At 31.2% G+C, this 2,298-nt stretch carries 2 protein-coding genes; both read right to left on the bottom strand.

The window, feature by feature from the left end:
- Positions 1-23: 23 nt before the first annotated feature.
- Complete coding sequence (locus CD118_RS11515) at positions 24-725, bottom strand: exotoxin beta-grasp domain-containing protein (RefSeq protein ID WP_103356735.1); 702 nt, start codon at positions 723-725, stop codon at positions 24-26.
- Between the two features lie 199 nt (positions 726-924).
- Positions 925-2,298: coagulase domain-containing protein (locus CD118_RS11510; protein ID WP_103356734.1), on the bottom strand; the 1,374-nt coding region annotated here is incomplete at its 5' end.

Raw genomic sequence — 2,298 nt, 5'->3', positions numbered from 1 at the left:
ATATTTAATAGAACTATTAAGTTTTATAGATCTATAGTAATTTTTTTGATTTTGCTTACATCTACCGTGTCGCTCATACGGTGTTGTTGTAATTTTTTGTTTAACTCTATAGTCATTTTGTCTTTATCATCATCGCCTAATTTGATGACAATTTTACCGTCATTTACTCCATTTTCATATAATCCATACTCTTTGATAAGCTTTTGACGAAGTTTAAAGTCTAATTCTTTTAAAGAAACTTCTTCTTTTGTAATAGCAAAGTCGTTTGCGTCGACTCTAGAAGTCAATTCTCCACTTTTTCTATTAATAACGATATTAGGTTTTTTCACATGGTCGTAATATGAGCCTTTATTTGTTTTAGTGATACCACCAATGGATTTAGTCTCGGCACTTCTGTCAGTTCCCTCTGGCACAACAAAGACATCTAAACCGCTGTATTCTATTTCGTCATCTTGGTATTTAGTTAAATCTTTACCATCTAATGTGATAGAAGTAAGCAAGCTTTGTGGATTTATAACATTTAAAATATTATGACTTTCTTTGTAACCCTTAATATTTTTGTATTCAAAACTTGATTTAGAATAATATGATTTTAAATCTTGCGCTTCTTTATTAAATTGAATACTCCCCTCACTAGCAAATGCTGCCGCATGACTTTGTATCCCAACACCAGTTGTTAAAATACCTACAGCCAAGCTGACTTTTATAATTGTAGATTTTTTCATGATGATTCTTCTCCTTCGTATGCTGTCATCTAAAGTGTGTCATTTAAGACTTTTTAATTATATAGAGATACTATGGATTTTAGTATTAACCATTTTTTAAATAATTATTAACTTATGTTCTAAAAATTTAATAAGTTAAACCCCTATTTTAGTTTTGCAACTTAAAATAAGGGTTTTCTTGATTATTTTATATTATATTTTATTGACCGTTATACGCTTTATTAATCATTTTATTAAAACGATTTTGGTGTGCTTCACTTAATGTATTTACTTTTTGTTGTGCAGCAATTCTGTCTTGATAACGGTGTGTGTCAACATATTGATTCACTAACGCTTCCGCTTCTCTTACATGATTACGTTTAATTGCACGTTTCTCTCTATCTGTGTAACCAGACGTGTCACTTTGACTCAAACCATACAAGTATCCTGATTTTTGGAAAGTAGTAGATTCGTCAATATCAACTACATGACTTTCAGTGACAGTTTCCGTTTCAACAGTTGTTTGTTTCGGTTCCTCTGACTGACGTGCATTTGAATTCTCTTGTTGTGAAACTGGTGCCGCTACATGTTCAGTTTCTACCTGTGCACTATCCATTTGCGTTTCCATTTTATCACTTGTTTGTTCACCGTTAATAGTAGCTAAAGGTTTAAAATTACGGCCTTGAATCACTTCATATGTTGACTCATGTTTCATTTGTGGTGCAGCAGACATTGGTTTATGTACTGTTGTTTCAGTATAAACTGGAGGTTGTGGTTTTACTGTTTGTGGTGCTACAATTTCCATGATGTTGAACGATGGTTGTGTAACTTCTGAACGGTTAGATTGCGCTTTTACCTTAGCCGTTTTTTGTTTCAACGCTCTTTGGTGTCTTAAACTTATATCTTCCTTGGCTTTCATTACATCTTCTCTAAGTTTTACTTTTACCGCACTGTTCTTCTCATTTTCCTTTGTCAAAGCAGGTATATATTTGGGACGTACTCGATCTATATCTGTAAAGAATTCGTCAATGATTGTTTCTAAGTCTTCAACTTTTTGATTTAGCATTCTCTTATTTACTGCTTGTTTTTCTTTACGCTCTTTTTCAGTGAAACCAACAGTCAAATCTAATTTACTATATAAACTATCAATAGCGTCACGTTGGTTATAAAACGTTTTACCTAGCATTAGTATTTGATTTTCTAATGTATTCAGCTTTTTATTCGCTTCATATTGTTCATCATCATTAAATAATTTCAAATCACTATTTTGCATTTCGATTTGTTGTATTTCTTGATCAAATAATCTTCTGTTTTCTTCTAAAGCATGATAGATACTCTCATATCTTTTATGAGTTAGTCCTAAAATATGTGAAGGTATTTCTTCATTTTTTTTAGTCTTTTTTTCTATTATTTTTTCACCTTGCAAAAATTGATTCATTGCTTCCATTTCAGCCATAAAGCGTTGTTTATATTTTTTAACTGTTTGAGCGTATTCTGGCTCATCATATTTTTCATAACCAGCAATCGTTAATGAATCCATAAGATTCTTTATACTCTTTTTATATTGATCAACAGTAACTGATTTATTATTTCT

It is taken from the genome of Staphylococcus coagulans, from assembly GCF_002901995.1.
Classification (GTDB): domain Bacteria; phylum Bacillota; class Bacilli; order Staphylococcales; family Staphylococcaceae; genus Staphylococcus; species Staphylococcus coagulans.
This window is presented reverse-complemented; position numbering and strand designations above follow the sequence as displayed.